The 14,198-nt window shown below is 40.4% G+C and carries 8 protein-coding genes and 1 pseudogene; 8 read left to right on the plus strand and 1 reads right to left on the minus strand.

The genetic code is table 11. The features are described 5' to 3' along the window. Positions 1-55: 55 nt before the first annotated feature. The 6 genes and pseudogenes from RMY63_RS32085 (at position 56) to RMY63_RS32110 (ending at position 8,074) form a co-directional block, all read left to right on the plus strand. Positions 56-2,818: a filamentous hemagglutinin N-terminal domain-containing protein gene (locus tag RMY63_RS32085; protein ID WP_322732573.1), complete on the plus strand. Its 2,763-nt coding sequence runs from the start codon at positions 56-58 to the stop codon at positions 2,816-2,818. Positions 2,819-2,878: 60 nt separating this feature from the next. Beyond that, complete coding sequence (locus RMY63_RS32090) at positions 2,879-3,406, plus strand: hypothetical protein (RefSeq protein WP_322732574.1); 528 nt, start codon at positions 2,879-2,881, stop codon at positions 3,404-3,406. Then, complete coding sequence (locus RMY63_RS32095; protein ID WP_322732575.1) at positions 3,396-3,731, plus strand: hypothetical protein; 336 nt, start codon at positions 3,396-3,398, stop codon at positions 3,729-3,731. The genes RMY63_RS32090 and RMY63_RS32095 overlap by 11 nt, the downstream gene beginning before the upstream one ends. Positions 3,732-3,746: 15 nt before the next feature. Continuing rightward, positions 3,747-3,899, plus strand: a pseudogene (locus RMY63_RS32100) (POTRA domain-containing protein); the annotation flags it as partial. A 135-nt stretch (positions 3,900-4,034) separates the two neighbouring features. Then, positions 4,035-5,180 carry a ShlB/FhaC/HecB family hemolysin secretion/activation protein gene (locus RMY63_RS32105; protein ID WP_322732580.1) on the plus strand — a complete coding sequence of 382 codons (1,146 nt, stop codon included), beginning with the start codon at positions 4,035-4,037 and terminating at the stop codon, positions 5,178-5,180. A gap of 236 nt (positions 5,181-5,416) precedes the next feature. After that, positions 5,417-8,074, plus strand: a complete 2,658-nt coding sequence (locus RMY63_RS32110; RefSeq protein WP_322732576.1) for a CHAT domain-containing protein — start codon at positions 5,417-5,419, stop codon at positions 8,072-8,074. A 294-nt stretch (positions 8,075-8,368) separates the two neighbouring features. On the opposite strand, the gene RMY63_RS32115 is transcribed toward RMY63_RS32110, so the two are convergent. Then, on the minus strand, positions 8,369-11,227 hold the full coding sequence (locus RMY63_RS32115; RefSeq protein ID WP_322732577.1) for a zinc-dependent metalloprotease: 2,859 nt from the start codon (positions 11,225-11,227) through the stop codon (positions 8,369-8,371). A gap of 988 nt (positions 11,228-12,215) precedes the next feature. Between RMY63_RS32115 and RMY63_RS32120 the strand changes: the two genes are divergently transcribed. Together RMY63_RS32120 and RMY63_RS32125 are read left to right on the plus strand one after the other, a co-directional pair. Next, a complete protein-coding gene (locus RMY63_RS32120; RefSeq protein WP_322732578.1) occupies positions 12,216-12,599 on the plus strand; it encodes a hypothetical protein in 384 nt (127 codons plus the stop codon). Between the two features lie 923 nt (positions 12,600-13,522). Next, positions 13,523-14,014, plus strand: coding sequence for an orange carotenoid protein N-terminal domain-containing protein (locus RMY63_RS32125; RefSeq protein ID WP_322732579.1), 492 nt, complete (start codon positions 13,523-13,525; stop codon positions 14,012-14,014). Positions 14,015-14,198: the final 184 nt, after the last annotated feature.

The following is a 14,198-nucleotide window of genomic DNA, read 5'->3' on the forward strand; positions in this document are numbered from 1 at the left end:
TTCATATTTTGATAGTGTCCTGCTTGCTTATAGTTACTAATTTCTAAGAATTGTTATGTTAAGAAGAACTCCAGATTGGCGGTGTTGGTGTAGTAGTTTGATGGTGGTCAGTGTGTTAATTTCTTGCTTGCAAGAGCATACTTTTGCCCAAATTACCCCAGATAACACCTTACCCAATAACTCCAGCGTTGCAAAAGAGGGTAATACCTTTAATATCACTGGAGGAACGCAAGCAGGAAGTAATTTGTTTCACAGCTTTAGCGAGTTTTCTGTGCCTACTGGTGGCACTGCTTCTTTTAATAATGCAGGAGATATTCAAAATATCATCAGTCGGGTAACAGGTGGGTCAGTCTCTAAAATTGATGGGTTAATTCGTGCTTATGGTCAAGCTAATTTATTTTTAATAAATCCGTCAGGTATTATTTTTGGTCAGGGGGCAAGGCTAGATATTGGTGGTTCTTTTGTCGGGACTACAGCTAATGCAATTGGCTTTGGCGATCGCGGTTTTTTTAGTGTGACTAATCCGAATACTCCACAGTTGCTAACAGTAAATCCTTCAGCTTTTTTCTTTAATCAAATTGCTGCGCCAATTCAAAATAACTCAATAGCATACGCAGGAATAGATCCAGCAGGCTTTGAAGCATATGGTTTACAAGTACCAGATGGCAAAAGTTTACTGCTGGTGGGTGGTAATGTCATCATGGATGGGGGAGAATTAAATGCTTATGGTGGACGAGTTGAGTTAGGAGGATTGAGCGAACCTGGTACTGTCTTACTGGGTGTAGATGGCGATAATCTCAGTTTGAAGTTTCCTGATAATATTGCCCAAGCTTTGGTATCTCTTACCAATCAAGCTGCAATATACGTAGAAGCTGCTGGTGGCGGTAATATTGCAGTTAATGCCAAAAATCTAGAAATATTAGGAGGAACTGTTCTAAGTGCCGGTATTGGAGAAGGTTTGGGGACACCTGAAACTGTTGCAGGAGATATTACGCTTAATGCTACCGGGGAAATCAAAGTTGCTAGTGGGAGCAGGGTTCGTAATGTTGTGCGTTTCGGTTCACAAGGTAATGGGGGCAACATTACTATCGATTCTGGTTCATTCTCTCTAAGTGATGGCGCTCAACTTCAAGCCTTAACATCTGGACAAGGGAATGCGGGGAATGTGACAGTGCACTCCCTTAGTGCTGTTTCTCTTGCAGATGCCTTCATCTTCAGCACGGTAGAAGCAGGGGGTGTAGGTAACGGTGGCAATATTAACATTGATGCTGCAACACTATCACTAATTAATGGCGCTCAACTGCAAACTCTTACTCGTGAAGCATCTAAGAACCAGCCAGCAGGACGAGGGAATGCAGGAAATGTCAAAGTGAATGTTACTGGTGCTGTTGATATTACTGGAGGGAAAAACGGTTTCGGTAGTGGGATTGGCAGCTTGGTGCAAACGGGGACAGTTGGCAATGGGGGTGACATTACTATCGATTCTGGTTCATTCTCTCTAAGTGATGGCGCTCAACTTGAAGCCTCAACTTCTGGACAAGGGAATGCGGGGAATGTGACAGTGCACTCCCTTGGTGCTGTTTCTTTTGCAGATGCTTACATCTTCAGCACGGTAAAAGCAGGGGGTGTAGGTAACGGTGGCAATATTAACATCGATGCTGCAACACTATCACTAATTGATGGCGCTCAACTGGTAACTTCTACTAATGGTGCATTTTATACCCAGCCAGCAGGAGTGGGGGATGCGGGGAATGTGAATGTGAAAGTTACTGGCGCTGTTGATATTGCTGGTCAGAAAAACGGTTTGGTGGTTAGTGCAATTGCCAGCTTCGTAGATAGGGGGACAGTTGGCAATGGGGGTGACATTACTATCGATTCTGGTTCATTCTCTCTAAGTGATGGCGCTCAACTTACTGCTGAAACCTTCTTTGGACGAGGAAATGCAGGTGCAATTAAAGTGAATGCTGCTGATTTTTTCACCATTTCTGGTAGCAGTTCAAACGTTAACAGTGGCTTGTTCGTCAACTCCCAAAGTCCGACGGGTACTGCTGGAGATATCATCGTTACCTCACCGAGAGTTACCTTAGACAAGGCTGGCACACTCAACGCCGAATCTGCATCGGGTAATGGTGGCAACATCAACTTACAAACCGATTTACTGTTTCTGCGTCGTGGCGCTTCCATTTCCACCACCGCAGGCACAGCACAAGCTGGGGGTAATGGTGGCAACATCAAAATCACTGCCCCCAATGGCTTCATCCTCGCTGTGCCTAATGAAAATAGTGACATCACTGCCAATGCTTTTACAGGCAGTGGTGGGAGAGTGGATGTTCAAGCCAATGGCATTTATGGTATCGAGTTCCGTGAAAGTCCAACTCCCTTGAGTGACATCACTGCTAGTTCAGAATTTGGTACACAAGGCACTGTAGAACTCAACACCCCAGATACTGACCTTGACAGTGGCTTAGTGCAATTGCCAACAATACCAACTGACACCCAAGTAGCACAAGGCTGCTACAGTCCAGATTATGCCCAAAACCGATTTGTCATCGCTGGACGCGGCGGTTTACCACCCAATCCCCAAGACATTCTCACTCCTGATGCGCCTCAAATTGGTTGGGTGTCTGTTAAACCCACTCACAGCAATCGTTCCATACCACCTGTTACCACTAAACTAACTACCTCCACTCCCAAACGCATTGTTGAAGCCACAGGTGCGACGCTAAACGCCAAAGGACAAATAGTCTTGAGTGCTAGTTCATCCACCCCTACTTCTCACGTTTTTACACAGAACTCTATTCAATGTCATGGTAGCTAAAGTTACTCATATTTTGATAGTATCCTGCTTGCTTATAATTACTAATTTATAAGGATTGTTATGTTAAGAAGAACTCCAGATCGGCGGAGTTGGTGTAGTAGTTTGATAGTGGTCAGTGTGTTAATTTCTTGTTTGCAAGATCAGGTTTTTGCTCAAATTACCCCAGATAACACCTTACCTAACAACTCCAGCGTCACCAGGGATGGAAACACCTTTAATATCACTGGTTCTTTTAATAATACAGGAGATATTCAAAATATTATCAAGCTACTTGACACTAGCTGTAACCCTAAAAGCAAGCAACAAGCTAGTTCATTTATCATCACTGGACGCGGCGGTTTACCACCCAATCCCCAAGAGATTCTCACTCCTGATACGCCTCAAATAGATTGGGTGTCTATAAAACCCACTCACAACAATCGTTTCATACCATCTGTTACCACTAACCTAACTACCTCCACTCCCAAACGCATTGTTGAAGCCACAAGTGCGACGCTAAACGCCAAAGGACAAATAGTCTTGAGTGCTAATTCATCTGCCGCACCCTACACTTTCAGACACAACCCTATTCAGTGTCATGGTAGCTAAAGTTACTCATATTTTGATAGTGTCCTGCTTGGTTATGTCGTTCAACAGCCTGATAACTACACCCAGCAAGGCACAGACACTCAATCGCGTACAACCATCCCAAAACAATTCTCCTTCGCTTCCGCAACTTCCGCCACCACAGGATGTCCAACCACCCTCACCCAAAACACCAACACCACCAACACTACCGCAACTTCCACCTCCATCCGAATTACTTCAACCTGAACAACCACTACTTAAACCAGATGAACCATTCCTAGAGAAATCGCAAATCTTCACTGTTAAACAGTTTGAAGTCATTGGCAGTACAGTATTCAGTCGATAAAAGTTAGCTGAGGTACTTGCTCCCTTTACAAACAAGCCGATAACATTTACACAATTGTTAGAAGCTCGTTCCAAAATTACCGAACTTTATATTCAAGAGGGATACGTTACGTCTGGGGCTTATATTCCTGAACAAAGTTTTGATAACAACGGTGTTGTCCAAATCCAGGTAATAGAAGGGAAATTAGAAGATATCCAAATAACTGGGACTAAGCGACTCAACCCAAATTATATCCGCAGCCGTATAGCCTTGGGCGCATCCACTCCTTTGAATCAAAAACGCCTACTAGAGTCATTACAATTATTGCGACTCAATCCTTTAATTCAAAACGTCTCTGCGGAACTGTCTGCTGGCTCACGTACTGGTGCTAATTTACTGGCTATTAAGATAACAGAGGCTGATTCATTCAATATACAAGCAGTCCTGGATAATGGTCGTTCACCTAGTGTTGGTAGTTTCCGACGCCAACTGCAAATAAATGAAGCTAACTTACTCGGATTCGGAGATAGTATATCGTTAACATATAGCAATACCGACGGCAGTAACACTATAGATACCAGCTACAGCTTTCCTCTCAATCCTCGCAATGGTAGTCTTACTTTTAGTTATGGTACTACATCAGCCGATGTCATTGAACGTCCCTTCAATACATTAGATATTGAATCAGCTTCCCAATATTACGAACTGACATTCCGCCAGCCTCTAGTGCAAACTCCTAACCAAGAATTCGCTCTTGGGATAACCGCTTTTCGCAGAGAAAGTGATATTTCCTCCTCTTTACTAGAAGAGAATCAGGTTCCTCTTTCTGAACTTTCACCAGGGGCTGATAAAGAAGGACGCACCAGAGTATCTGCGTTGCGTTTTTTTCAAGAATGGACGAGTCGCAATAGCCAACAAGTCATTGCCGCTCGCTCTGAATTTAGTCTGGGAATTGGTGCATTCAATGCCACAATTAATGATACTGAACCTGATAGCCGCTTTTTCGCTTGGCGAGGACAGGCGCAGTGGGTACGCCTCTTAGCTCCTGATACTCTACTATTAATCCGTGGTAATGTGCAATTAGCTTCTACAGAGCTTTTAGCTTCAGAACAATTTGGTTTAGGTGGTATAAATAGTGTACGAGGATATCGTCAAGATTTACTGTTGACAGATAATGGCGCTCTTGCTTCTGTTGAGTTTCGGCTACCAATTGCCCGTGTACCACAATGGAAGGGAGTTCTGCAAGTTACGACCTTTGGTGATGTTGGCACAGCTTGGAATAATTCTTCCAGTAGAGATGAAAATAGTACTAACACTCTAGCTTCTGTTGGTTTGGGTTTACGTTGGTTACAAGGTAATAACTTTACTGCTAGTGTTGAGTGGGGTATCCCTTTAGTTTCTGTTGATACTCAAAGCAATACATGGCAAGAAAACGGTTTATATTTTTTTGTACAATATAATCCGTTTTAATTTTACACAAAATTGCAGAGCTACAGAGAGTTATATCGTGTTCGGTGAAAGACTTATCATTAAGACCGCAGGGGGGCAGGGAGCAGGGAGCAGGGGGAAAGAGGGTTTTCCTATTTCTGCATATATTATGTTACAGGAATTATAAGTAATCAACCGAACATGATATTATATCAGGTTTGTATTCTCACTAATTAGAAGAATTAAATACTATTTAATAAAATAAGTTTTAAAATTATATGAAATTTATTCAACATTTTTTTCTAGCATTATTGACTGCATTACTCTGTGCGTTCTTACCATATTTTTGGGATTCATCTAATTATTTAACAGCAGGATTTGCAAAATCTAAAGTTGGATTTGATTCTGTTTTAGCAACAACGTCTGTTATCAACCCAACCCAGACTTCTAGCTTAGTACAGCAAAGTCAAGCACTTTATGAAGCAGGACAGTTTGTAGAAGGGGTAGAACTTCTCAAAAAAGCAGTAGCTGAATTTAAAGCTATTAATGATGTATTGAATGAAGCTATAGCTTTAAGCAATCTTTCTTTAGCCTATCAGCAATTAGGACGATGGCAAGAGGCAACTGAAGCTATTACACAAAGTATTAAACTATTACAAACTCTTAAAGATGCAAATTCTTCACAAGTGTTTGCCCAAGCTTTAGATGTTCGAGGTGGACTGGAATTAGCACAGGGGCAAACTGAAGCAGCCTTGAATACTTGGCAATCAGCAGCTAAAATTTATCAACACTTAGATGATATATCTGCACTGGTTCGCGATCGCGTTAATCAAGCCCAAGCAATGCAAGCTATGGGAAATTATCTGCAAGCAGATAAAACCTTAACCTCAGTCCGAGAAATTCTCCAAAAACAACCAGACTCTCCTATAAAAGCGACAGGATTGTATAACTTAGGGAATGTCCGGCGAAGTTTGGGTTATTTAGACGATTCCCAGAAAATTCTCGAAGATAGTTATTCTATGGCTATACGAGTCAAAGATGCGATCGCCCAAAGCAATGCTTTACTAAGTTTAGGTAATACAGCCCGCGCTCAAATCTACGCTCAACTTAATTTGGGTAACTCAAGCAGCGCCAAAGATTACACTCAAACAGCAATTCAATACTATCAACAGGTAGCGCAGATTGCATCAATTAAACCTACTGTACGTCTTTTGGCTCAACTAAATTTATTAAGACTAATGGTAGAGCAAAAGGAATTTAGCACAGCAAAGGCATTATTACCTCAAATTCAGTCTCAGATAGACAGTTTGCCTCCAAGTCGGACGGCTGTTAATTACCGAATTAACTTTGCCCAAAGTCTGAGCAAAATGGTACAGAACTCACTTGGGCCAAAAGATGTTGCTAAAATGCTAGCGCAAGCTGTCCAAATAGCTAAGAGTTTAAAAGATGAACGAACTGAGTCTTATGCCCTTGGCACTCTTGGTGGTTTGTACGAACAAGGCGGACAGCTAGCCGATGCTAAAAGCCTGACACAACAAGCCTTGGTGAAAGCTGAATATATAGATGCTCAAGACATTGCCTATCAATGGCATTGGCAGATAGGACGGATACTGCAAAAGCAATCCGATATCTCAGCAGCAACAGTTGCTTATAATCAAGCTTATAATGCCCTCAAATCCCTTCGTAATGATTTAGTTGCGATTAATCCTGACGTACAATTTTCTTTCCGCGAAAGCGTAGAACCCGTATATCGACAGTATGTTGATTTACTGCTGCAATTTCAGGAAAATACTTTTCAAAAGCCAGATAATCTCATTCAAGCTCGTCAGGTAATGGAATCTCTCCAGTTAGCAGAATTAGATAACTTCTTTCGTTCGCCCTGTTTGCTACCAAGAATTGACCTTGATAAATTAGTTGAAAAGCAAAAATCTACAGTTGTTATCTATCCAATTATTTTAGATAATCGACTAGAAATTATTACTAGGTTGCCAGGGCAAGATACAATCTCCCGTAAAACAACTCAAGTCCCTAAAGATGTATTAGAAAATATTGTAGAACAACTACAGAAAGATTTACCCATTGTTAGCCGTGAGCCTGATGTTAAGCAGCATTCGCAACAGTTATATGATTGGTTAATTAAACCTATTGAATCAGATTTAGCAAATCCAGGTATAACCTCTCTAGTGTTTGTGCTGGATGGTTCTTTGCGAAATATTCCAATGGCGATTCTTTATGATCAACAACAGCAGAAATATCTTATAGAAAAGTATGCTATTTCTTTAATGCCTGGACTACAACTCCTCGATCCTAAACCTCTACAAAACGTGCGACTAAATGCTTTAATTGCTGGGGTTGAGCAAGAACGCTTGATTGAAGGTAAATCATTTCCCAAACTCTCAAATGTCACACAGGAATTAAAACTAGTCCAATCTGAAGTGAAATCAACTAAAGAACTCTTAAATCAACAGTTCACTAAAGCTAATCTGCAAAAGCAAATTCAATCTACTTCCTTTTCAGTAGTGCATCTAGCTACTCACGGGCAATTTAGTTCAGACATTGAACAAACCTATATTCTTACCTGGGATAGCTTACTCAAGGTTAGAGAGCTAGATAATTTACTTCGAGCTAGGGGTGAAAGTCGACGAGGAACCATTGAATTACTCGTCCTTAGTGCCTGTAAAACTGCCACAGGAGACAAACGAGCCGCTTTGGGGTTAGCTGGAGTTGCAGTACGAGCGGGCGCACGCAGTACCCTAGCAACTTTGTGGACAGTAGATGATGAATCTACTAGCGACTTTATGGGTGAATTATACCGACAATTAGATGCTGGAGTAACTAAAGCCCAAGCTCTGCAACGCGCCCAACTTGCGATTTTAGCTAAAGAAAATCGTCCATATTTTTGGGCCCCTTATGTTCTTATAGGCAATTGGTTATAATTTTTGAAAAAATTTGCTAATCAATGTTTTCATAAAGAACTAAGGCAGTCAATAATATTGCTTTCATTTTAAAAGCGGATATCTTTAGATCATTCTTGAGATAGGCGAGTCAACCAGTTCTATCTCTTCAACGAAGGGAGTAGTCTGGACTTGCTCGAATATTACCTTATTTGAAAATACCAGAAGTTTTCATTGGTCTATTGCAGCGGTATCTTGGGAAAGTGGGGAGCAGGGGAGAAGTTGTAGTAAGTCTTTCCCCTCTGCCCCTCTGCCTCTTGTGCCCAATGCCCATCTCTATTTAGAAAGTAATTGTGCGTTTAATGCTTTAGTGATCCGATCGCCAGAAGCTTCTAAGTGAGCTAAGGTGTAAATATCAAGGCTTTCTCCGTCAGGGTGACGCTCGTTCCTCTCTACGAGACGCTGCGCGTAGCTTGCTTCTTTGAAGGAGTACGCTACCGCTGGCGCTAACGCAGTGGTTTCCAGGGAAGGAACCTCGCTAATGCTCTGTTGGCCAAGTTGTTTGAGTTTGACATCAATGGCTTTTTGCAGTTGGCGCAATTTATACCAAGCCAATGTCCGACCATCTTCAGGTGTATTAGTAGTACCCAACATCATCTGTAACAAAATATTCAGATGTTCCCGTTGTAATGACCGGCGGATACTAGAAATTGGCTTTGGTTCTCCTGGGGCGAAAATTTCTGTCCAGATGCCTGTTTGCAGGGTGTTGAACAGTTCTGGCATGGAAAGCGCTTCTCCAGGCAGAGTTTTTAATTCTATATCTTGTAACCGATTCAAGCGATCGCTGTCTAATAGCGATCGCAATATCGCGCTTTGAAAACTCAAAATGCGATCGTGAATTGGATAATCAAGACGATTATTAGGTGCAGAACTACCCCAGTCTCCCCAACGCGACGGTGCCAGTTGATTGAGCAATTGTGGTGAAAAGCTGAAAGCATCTTCAGCAAAAACATACTCTTGTAACTTTGTCAATGCTTGACGTTGTTTTAAAAGTGAAACTGGTACAAATGCCCAAACATCATTACTGGTATGGAGACGCCGAAACGATTGTCCGCCAATGTATTTAGAAAGCAAAGTGGCGTTTCGAAAATAATATTTAAGTACTCTATTAAATTTAAGGCGCAGGTTACTATAGCTTTCGCCTTTCGATAAATAACCCTTATCAAGACGCTGCCACATAAAACGGGCATTATCCATTTGCCACTGCGAATAAAGTAGCACATCACTACTCATATCCCAGACATTTGCCAAAGGATTGATGTCCCAGATATCTTCATCGCTTGCGTAAGATAATTCTGGTTGAGGCGACGCTAGTGCAATCTGGTCTAAAAAACTTTTTTCTGATTCTGGAATCGTTACCTCAAGTGCTGTTGCTGGAAATTTCTTATAACCATACTCAATTGCCCATTCGTCATAAGGCCCAATAACTCCTGGAAAATAGTCACCTTGCTGTACTCCCTGTGGTGCTATATTCACAGGTACATAGTCCATCACCGAACCTACTAAACCTTTGGTGTGAGTGATTTCAGTATTATTTAATTCTTGAGGCGATAACATGGTGCTGCCATGAAAATTGTGGCGCAAACCGAGAGTATGCCCGACTTCGTGAGCAATGAGAGAACGCAAATATTGATGCACATACTCCTTCATCGTTTCATTACTAGGTGTAATGTTTGGCAACATTGACAACGCCAGCGCCCCCATAGCTGCTTGATTTGAAAACTCCATACCATAGCAGGACTCAGAGGAGAAAAACACAGCAGAAGAAGATGATGCAAAGAATCTATCCAGGTATTTCCCTGCGTGTTCATGTCCTTTCATCTTTTCTGGACATGAATTTGCCTCCATTAATGCATGATATTCTTGCTGAACTAAACGCACCATATTGGCATCCACAATAATATCTGCATCCAATATTTCCCCGGTGAATGGGTTGATGCGCGTCGGGCCTTTGGCAAAACCTGCATCTAAAGAATTGAACCAGCGAATAGTGTTGTAATGTACATCTGCTGGTTTCCAATCAGCATCATCTGGCATTTGCTGCACTTCAATAGCATTTTGAAATCCAGCTTTTTCAAATGCTTTGTTCCACATCAAGACGCCTTCACGAATCGCATCGCGGTATTCTAGTGGCACAGCATTTTCAATCCAATACACAATCGGTTTTTTGGGTGGAGATAAGGGAGCGTTAGGATCGAATGGTTCTAGATGCCAGCGATTAATATAACGTACATAAGATTCGTGAGCATTATTGTTAGAGAAATCTTGGAAAGCAGTAGTAAAATATCCAACTCTATCATCGGCAAGTCTGGGTATATAACCATTGTTTTCTCTCAGCTGAGAAAAACTGTAGTGTACCTTTAGAGTGAGTGCTCTGCTATCGGGTAAAGTGATTAAATTTGAGCCTTCTAGTGATGAAAAACCGTAAATCGAATCAATCTCTATATTTTCTGGGAAGCTGTTAACATCACCAAAATATGACTTGCGTGCATCTAAGCGGTAATCAGCTTGTAAAGAGTATTTTAATAGAGGAGTTAATCCTGGAAAATCCTGCATTAGCAGTTCATTCAGGTTGATCAGAATATTTTGATTTTTGGGATCGATAGTGGCTATTTCGAGTGAATAAAGAACTGAATCGCTAAATGAACGAGCAAGCGATCGCTGTTCTGGTATACTATCTGTACGGAATTTTATATTACGGACAACAAAATGCAATCTATTATTTACTCGTCGGAAATAAAAGATAAAATCAGAAAGAGGTAATCCACTATAAATTCCACTTTCCCCTACACCTGATTCCAATGTCACTATAGCTAGGTAATCTTTATTTAGCTGCTCTGGCTTAAGTTCTAAGAAAACTTTTCCCGAATCCTCTCTGCAATAAAGTGTGAAGAGTCCCTCTAGTTTATCTATCCGATTAACAATCCCATCAAATCGACAAAAATCTTCCTTTTTAATCTCAGCAATATTCTTGTCAGCACTTGCTACGTTTTCAACTACTGGTAGTGCATTTAATTGCTGTACATCAATATTAGAAGTATTTGAAAGTTGATTTGCTCCTGCATAATCATTTGATAGCAACAAGCTATACAGTACTACTATACAGACTGCTAATTTCGTTATCCAGTATTTCATCCTTTGGCTTTCCACCTGAAGCAGTTCTCGTTTTAAGGAAAAATGTCGAGTAGTTTTTCGTCTGTAAACCCTTCAAATATCTAGGGATTACGGTATAAATTCACTCAGTCAGATAAACAATACCTCTAGTACAGCACAGCAGAAATCCAGCTACCATCTCAATTAACTAGACAAATTGTTCAAGCAACTTGTTAAAGGTAGGCAAACTTCCGCCACAGTCTACTAGCCTAAAAGTCGTATGACTATTGATTGTTATTAGTAACTATTTAGGAATTATCCATTAAGCATCTATCTTTTAAGATTGATAATTTTTACAACCAAAGATACATGTTTTTTTTACTTGTATTTGTATTAAAAACCAAATGTACCATGAAAAATGTATTGAGTGCTACATTTGGCAGCCGAAGGAATCCAAGGATGATTTATAAATAAAGAGTAAGACTTTTAAAAAAGCTGCTATTGAGCAGTTAAATCCTTTTTTCCGATAAATTTTGGAAATTTATGCTAATCTCAACCGTTTTCTCATATCGTCAATTGTTCTCAATGGTCTTCAAAGCCTTATTTGAACACAAAATCAGCTTTTTTGCCTAATTATCGACCTTTTGCTCTAGCCAAGCACAAACCAACTTTGAGTGATTTGCTGTAATTTTGTTTAGAAGCAAAAGTGAGTACACCAATTTCTACCGATTAGGTGATGCCAAAATCAAGCAATATATAAAAAATATCGTGGCTGACTAAATATTGCAGTTAATCCACATCTGGTGAAATTAAATATGCGTTATCCAGAAACCTTGTAGAGACCTAGCATTGCTACGTATCTACATTCTTTTTCACTTCTATGAACGGTTTGATTTAGTTGATTTGCTTGTGGATGATTGGTATAGTCTCATCCCAGATTTTTCATAACTGAGATATGCCTTTTGTTAGAAGGATAATTATTTTTTTATAGTTAATCTTTATTTGTACTCCAAAAAACAAGCTAATTGACATGATAAATTTGATTTCTAGGACTATTAGTCAGATCAGTTCCCTGCTTAAAGGACTTCAAATAAAAGGTTTTTTGGCTGTTGTCATAGTAGGTTTTCTAGTGCTGACGACGAATGTTAGTGATGGGCAAAATGACAAAGGCTTAAAAGAGAGAGTTCGTGAACAGGTAGAGCAGAATGATGCTCAAAGACCGAAAACAGTAGGGCAGTGGTTTAAAGATGCTCGTGAAACGGAAGGTTCTCCTGGCGAACGACTTCAGAAGATTGGACAACAGTCAGGAGAAGCCTTTAAAGAATTTGGATCTGGGTATGTAGAGGGCGCTAAAGAAACTGCTAGTGATGTAGGGGATAGTGCAGCACAAACAGGCAAAAAAATCCTTAACTAAGTTTGACGCTGAATGCGTTACAATCTTGACTTGGCAGTAAGTAATAATAACTTTCCGCCAATAAATGAGTGATATTAGGAAGGCTGGTGTTTAACCAACGAACTCTTCTAATATTTGGGTAACGCCCTCACCCCTGCTGATAATAGATTGTAGCGTTTCTCAGTTGCATTAAATATTGGTCTTTAGTAGGGGCGTACAGCTAACTGTATGTCCCTACTGCGTGTTATAATTTGATGTCCGTTTGATTACTATTAAACTCGAAGAATCCCAAAGACCCAAAATTATACTTTGTTTTCCCTTGCTTTGGTAAGGGATTCAAGGAGAGGCAGTCTAGCCTGATCACTTTTCTACAAGACGCTAGCATTACAACCCTTCGCGATACATCGCTTCCACCTTATTGGATGCGTCTGCACTGTAAAATTTAGATTAATACCAGATAAAAAATATTTTTCAGTAACACTCAGGACTTACGCAATAACTCTCTGTAACTCTTATTTCTTTGCGTCCTTCGTGTACTTTGCAGTATCCTGCGGGAAGCTGCTGGCGCGCGCGTCTACGTTTTTTCATGATTTTGCGTAAGCCCTAACACAGTCTTGTAACGAGATTTAATCCACAGTTGGTTGCTTCTGTCAATGCGTAAGTTCTAAGTTTAGCCCTTTCAAAGATTAACAAGTAGTGCTTTTCTATTCACTATTACTAATCAAGCTAACATCTATCCAGGGAAATACCTTATAACAATCTTTAAATTTGGCGACAGACTTATAATTGCTAACTATTTCATTTGGCACTTGTCAGGCATTATTTGGGCTTTGAACGATCTTCTTTATGATTTTCAGACATCTGTCTTCAGTAGGGTAAAACTCAAAATGTACATTTGATAACATTGCTTAAGAATAAATAAGTAATTGCAATTGGAGTTAATCATGACATACACACAAACTAACGATCCCACTATTCGCGAACACGTTCAAGCTTGGCAAAATTTAAGTGTAGATCAACAACTTGCTTTGTTTTGGTTTATCTATAAAGAAATGGGGAGTTCAATTACTCCAGCTGCTCCTGGAGCCAGTACTGTTTCTCCAGAAATAGCTGAAGGTTTATTTAATCAAGTTAAGGAATTATCTCACGAACAACAATTACAAGTTCAGCGTGATTTGATTAATAAAACGGATACCCAAATTTCTCGTGAGTATGGCTCTTTGGGTGATACGACAAAACTTCTGTTTTGGTATCTATTATCTCAAGGGATGGATAACGGTACTATCATTCCTGTACCAGATGATTATCAACTTCCTTCCGAAGCTAAAGCGTTGTTTGGCAAAATTCAAGGATTAGAGTTTGAGCAGCAGATTACTCTTTTCCGTGATTATGTTTCGCCAATGGGTGCCGAAGCAAAATCAGGTGCTGAAATTTAGCACTAATTTTGAGTTTTTTAGGATGCTTGAGGGTATTTATTAAGTTATTAACAAATTCGGTGGGTTTAAGTCCCCTGGTTCTATAACTGGTAAGTTTTGTGGTGGGGTCTAAATCCCCATTACAAAACGGAATTGCGAATTGCGAATTGCGAATTGCGAATTGCGAATTGCGAATTGCGAATTG

It is taken from the genome of Nostoc sp. ChiQUE01b, from assembly GCF_034531255.1.
In the GTDB taxonomy this organism is placed as follows: Bacteria; Cyanobacteriota; Cyanobacteriia; order Cyanobacteriales; family Nostocaceae; genus Nostoc.

Coding starts and splice junctions, on each gene's coding strand:
- RMY63_RS32115 (WP_322732577.1), bottom strand. CDS start 11,227: ATGAAATACTGGATAACGAAATTAGCAGTCTGTATAGTAGTACTGTAT.
- RMY63_RS32085 (WP_322732573.1), top strand. CDS start 56: ATGTTAAGAAGAACTCCAGATTGGCGGTGTTGGTGTAGTAGTTTGATG.
- RMY63_RS32125 (WP_322732579.1), top strand. CDS start 13,523: ATGACATACACACAAACTAACGATCCCACTATTCGCGAACACGTTCAA.
- RMY63_RS32090 (WP_322732574.1), top strand. CDS start 2,879: ATGTTAAGAAGAACTCCAGATCGGCGGAGTTGGTGTAGTAGTTTGATA.
- RMY63_RS32095 (WP_322732575.1), top strand. CDS start 3,396: ATGGTAGCTAAAGTTACTCATATTTTGATAGTGTCCTGCTTGGTTATG.
- RMY63_RS32110 (WP_322732576.1), top strand. CDS start 5,417: ATGAAATTTATTCAACATTTTTTTCTAGCATTATTGACTGCATTACTC.
- RMY63_RS32120 (WP_322732578.1), top strand. CDS start 12,216: ATGATAAATTTGATTTCTAGGACTATTAGTCAGATCAGTTCCCTGCTT.